We start from the raw sequence: 3,851 nt of genomic DNA, 5'->3' as shown, positions 1-3,851 counted from the left end.
CCGTGAATGTCTCAGCCACGATGGGCTCCCTTCGTCGTCCTACCAGTCTACCGGTTTTCCCGAAAACGGTCTATAAGAAGTTTCGGCACAAGAGGGTTTCGGCACGGACTTTCGGCACGGCGTGTCGACGTCGCCGCGGTGTCGATCGCGGCCGTGCCGGAATCGATCAGTTTCGGTCCGTTGCGGATTCCTACAAGAGACCGAGTACCGGACTACCAGGCGGCGCGTCGATGGCTGCGTTAGGTGTTGGCGTGGGTTTCGCGGAGGAACTGGGTCAGCGCTGCGCGGCTGGTGGTGAGGCAGGCGATCTTGGTGTCGAGGTCGTCGATCTGTTCGGTGACCATGCGGGCGAGGATGTCGTCGCAGGTGCTCGACCATCCGGATTGGCCGCTCTGGCGGTCGAGGACAATCTTGATGAATCGCGTCGGGACACCGGAGCGAGAGAGGTCTCGGATCGTGACGACCTGGTTCAGATCGGATTCGGAGTAGTCGCGGTACCCGTTGGGGTGTCGTCCAGGTTGGAGGAGTCCCTGGGCTTCGTAGTAGCGCAGCATTCGGGGCGCGACTGCACTGCGCTGGGATATCTCACCGATCCGCATCCGCTCATCTCTCTCGCCTGGGACTTGGGGCACCAGGCTTGACCTTGACAGTGGTGTCAATCTTTAGCGTAGTAGCATGAGCACACGATCGACGCCTTTACCCCTGCCCGGCACCGCCGGTCCGCACCGGGCCTGGCCGATTCTGGCGGTGCTGACCGCGGCGACGCTGCTGACGGTGACGGTCGAGATGTTGCCATCTGGGCTCTTGCCGGTAATGAGCGCCGATCTGGGCGTCTCGGAATCAGCAATTGGGTTGCTGGTGAGCGCCTGGGCGCTCACCATTGCGATCGTGGGGATTCCACTTGTGCGGCTCACGATCCGGTTACCCCGCACGCCACTGCTGGCAGCGTGTCTAATCGTGATCGCGGCAGCGAACCTGCTCACCGCGACCGCCTCTAGCCTCCCGCTCGCACTTACCGGTCGTATCCTCGCCGCGACGGCGCACGGCCTGTTCTGGGCACTCGTCGTTTCCTACGTCGCCTCCGTCATCACTGCCGAGCGGCTCGGACGGGCGCTGGCGATCGTCTTGGCTGGGCCCACGCTCGCCGGCCTTGCCGGACTACCGATCGCGGCGGCTCTGGCCGATGTGGTGGGGTGGCGGGCCATCTTCATCGGCCTATCTGTGGCTCTTGTTATGACCGCCGCGGTGCTCTGGCTCATCCTGCCGCAGGTACCGTCAACGATGCCTGCCGGTGGCGGCGGGTGGGATCGCAGCGCTTCCCGAGTGATTGCGGTAGCGATCGCGGGAGGGCTGGTGTTGGTCGGGCACTTCGCTGTCTTCACCTACCTCACGGCACTAGTCACCCAGTTGGGCAGGCTGCCCGGTGCCACGATCCCCTTGATGCTGTTGGTGTTCGGAGTGAGCGGGGCAGTAGGTATCGCCGGGTCCGGTTTCGCGTCCGACCGGTACCCACGCGGTGCGATCGTCGCCGCGGCAACTCTAGTGACGGTTGGTCTCGCCGTGCTCGCTTTGAGCTCAGGGCAACCGGTCGTGTTCATCATCGGAGTTGCGATCTGGGGAATCGCGGTCGGCGCGTTTCCCCCGATCCTGCAAACCCGGGTGATGCGCGTATCCACGAGCGCATTCCGACCTCTGGCCGGAAGCATCGTCGTCACCGTCCTCAACCTCGGTGTCGCAGCCGGAGCCACCCTCGGCGGCCTTGTCCTCGACCACGGTCCTATCGCCGTCACTCTCATCGCAGTCACCGCCGCGGCAGTGGGAACCTTCGCGCTAGCGCTGATGCGCCCCCTCAACACCCCGCATGAAGGTACCCGCTAGCTTGCCGAATCCTCCCGGCGGCGGAGCCGCACCACCCGCGGTACACCCGCTTGTTGATGGGGGATGATGACCCGGTTGACGATCGTGATGCCAGCAGCGGCGATTGGCACCGCGACAAGGGCACCGAGAATGCCGCCGAGGGCAGCGCCACCGAGGGCAGCGACGATAACAAGTGCTCCCGGCATGGCTACGGCGCGGGCCATGACTCGCGGCGTGAGTACGTAGGCCTCTTGAAGCGCCCCGGGTTCGGTGGAGGCTCTCAACTCACGGAGGATAAGAGTCATGGCAGCACCGAAGAAGTACCCGGACGAGTTGCGTGAGCGCGCGACGCGGCTCGCGGTCGAGGCACGACAGGACCCGGCGCGGAAGACCGGTGCGCTTCAGCGCATCGGCGAGCAGCTCGGGATCAACCCTGAGACGCTACGCGGGTGGGTGAAACAGGCCGAGATCGACGCCGGGCAGGCGCCCGGGGTGAGGACCGCGGAGGCGCAGCAGATCAAGGAGCTTGAGGCCGAGGTGCGGGAGCTGCGGCGGGCGAACGAGATCCTGAAGACGGCATCAGCGTTTTTCGCCGCGGCGGAGCTCGACCGCAAGCTGAAGTAGCCGAGGTGCCGACCGCGGTGCTCATCGAGTACATCGACGAGCACCGCGACCGGTTCGGGGTCGAGCCGATCTGCCAGGTCCTGCGTGACGCGGACGTCCAGATCGCCCCGAGCACCTACTACGCCGCAAAGAGCCGGCCGCCGTCTGCCCGGGCTGTCAGAGACGCGGAGCTGACCGAGGACATCCGGGTGGTCCACAAGGCGAACCTCGGTGTCTACGGCGCCCGGAAGATCCATGCGGCCCTGAACCGGGATGGCGTCGAGGTCGCCCGCTGCACCGTCGAGCGGCTGATGCGCGCCGCGGGCATCCAGGGCATTCGGCGCGACAAGACCCGCAAGACCACCTTCGGGGACGGCGCGGAGACCGACCGGCCCGCCGACCTCGTGAAGCGCGCGTTCACCGCGACAGCACCGAACCAGCTCTGGGTTGCGGACCTGACCTACATCCGCACCCACGCCGGGTGGACCTACGCCGCGTTCATTCTCGACGTGTTCAGCCGTCGTGTCGTCGGCTGGCAGGTGTCCACGTCGCTGCGCACCGATCTCGCCCTCGACGCGCTCGACATGGGCCTCTGGGAGCGCCGCAGAGCAGGGCAGGACATCACCGGACTGATCCATCACAGCGATGCCGGAGTGCAGTATCGAGCGATTCGCTACACCGAGCGCCTCGCTGAAGCCGACGCCGTCGCGTCCGTCGGAACGGTCGGTGACAGCTACGACAACGCGATGGCCGAGGCGCTGAACTCGCTGTTCAAGGCCGAGTGCATCCGCAACCCGATGATGCGCCCCAAGGGCGGGTGGGCGTCGATCCGCGACGTCGAGATCGCGGTCGCCGAATACGTCGACTGGTACAACCACCGGCGCCTGCACGGCGAGATCGGACACATTCCGCCCGCCGAGTTCGAAGCCACCCACTGGGCATCCCACGAACCCGTCAGCTACGTTGGAGAACAGGTTCCCCTCGGAGCCGGTTCCAGATAACCGAGCCTCCACGAAACCCGGGGCGCTTCAACTCGATGAACAGGAAGTATTCGCCGGAGATGCGTGAGCGGGCGTTGCGGATGCTCGCGGAGACGCGGCCGTCGCACCCGACGATGATGAGCGCGGTCCGTCATGTGGCTGGGCTGTTGGGGATGAGTCCCGAGACGCTGCGTCTCTGGCAGCGCCGCTACGAGGTCGACGCCGGGGTGAAGCCCGGGTTGACGACGGATGCGGCGGCGGAGATCAAGCGACTGCAGAAGGAGAACGCGGAGCTGCGCAGGGCCAATGAGATCCTCAAGGCTGCGAGCGTGTTTTTCGCGAAGGAGCTCGACCGCCCCTGACCGAGATGATCCGGTTCATCGATGAACATCGGGATCGTTTCGGGACAAA

General features: G+C 65.7%; 5 protein-coding genes and 1 other annotated feature. Of the genes, 3 read left to right on the top strand and 2 right to left on the bottom strand.

Going from position 1 to position 3,851, the window contains the following annotated elements; all coding sequences use genetic code 11:
- Positions 1 to 239 precede the first annotated feature (239 nt).
- Complete coding sequence (locus tag ACHFGS_RS00940) at positions 240 to 599, bottom strand: MerR family transcriptional regulator (RefSeq protein WP_086991036.1); 360 nt, start codon at positions 597 to 599, stop codon at positions 240 to 242.
- Between the two features lie 76 nt (positions 600 to 675).
- Between ACHFGS_RS00940 and ACHFGS_RS00935 the strand changes: the two genes are divergently transcribed.
- Complete coding sequence (locus ACHFGS_RS00935; RefSeq protein WP_124093352.1) at positions 676 to 1,878, top strand: MFS transporter; 1,203 nt, start codon at positions 676 to 678, stop codon at positions 1,876 to 1,878.
- Here ACHFGS_RS00935 and ACHFGS_RS00930 read toward each other — a convergent pair.
- Positions 1,875 to 2,162: an AI-2E family transporter gene (locus tag ACHFGS_RS00930; protein ID WP_394289060.1), complete on the bottom strand. Its 288-nt coding sequence runs from the start codon at positions 2,160 to 2,162 to the stop codon at positions 1,875 to 1,877. The genes ACHFGS_RS00935 and ACHFGS_RS00930 overlap by 4 nt on opposite strands.
- Between ACHFGS_RS00930 and ACHFGS_RS00925 the strand changes: the two genes are divergently transcribed.
- Both ACHFGS_RS00925 and ACHFGS_RS00920 read left to right on the top strand, forming a co-directional pair.
- Positions 2,161 to 3,461 (top strand): IS3 family transposase gene (locus ACHFGS_RS00925; RefSeq protein ID WP_394289059.1). Its coding sequence is split into 2 segments (ribosomal slippage): positions 2,161 to 2,452 and positions 2,452 to 3,461, totalling 1,302 coding nucleotides; the frame shifts between segments, so codons are not numbered across the junction. The genes ACHFGS_RS00930 and ACHFGS_RS00925 overlap by 2 nt on opposite strands.
- Positions 2,439 to 2,591 (top strand) — a sequence feature (AL1L pseudoknot). It overlaps the preceding gene by 153 nt.
- Positions 3,462 to 3,496: 35 nt before the next feature.
- On the top strand, positions 3,497 to 3,802 hold the full coding sequence (locus tag ACHFGS_RS00920) for a transposase (protein ID WP_394289058.1): 306 nt from the start codon (positions 3,497 to 3,499) through the stop codon (positions 3,800 to 3,802).
- Positions 3,803 to 3,851 lie beyond the last annotated feature (49 nt).

The organism is Microbacterium sp. (genome assembly GCF_043427715.1).
In the GTDB taxonomy this organism is placed as follows: Bacteria; Actinomycetota; Actinomycetes; order Actinomycetales; family Microbacteriaceae; genus Microbacterium.
This window is presented reverse-complemented; position numbering and strand designations above follow the sequence as displayed.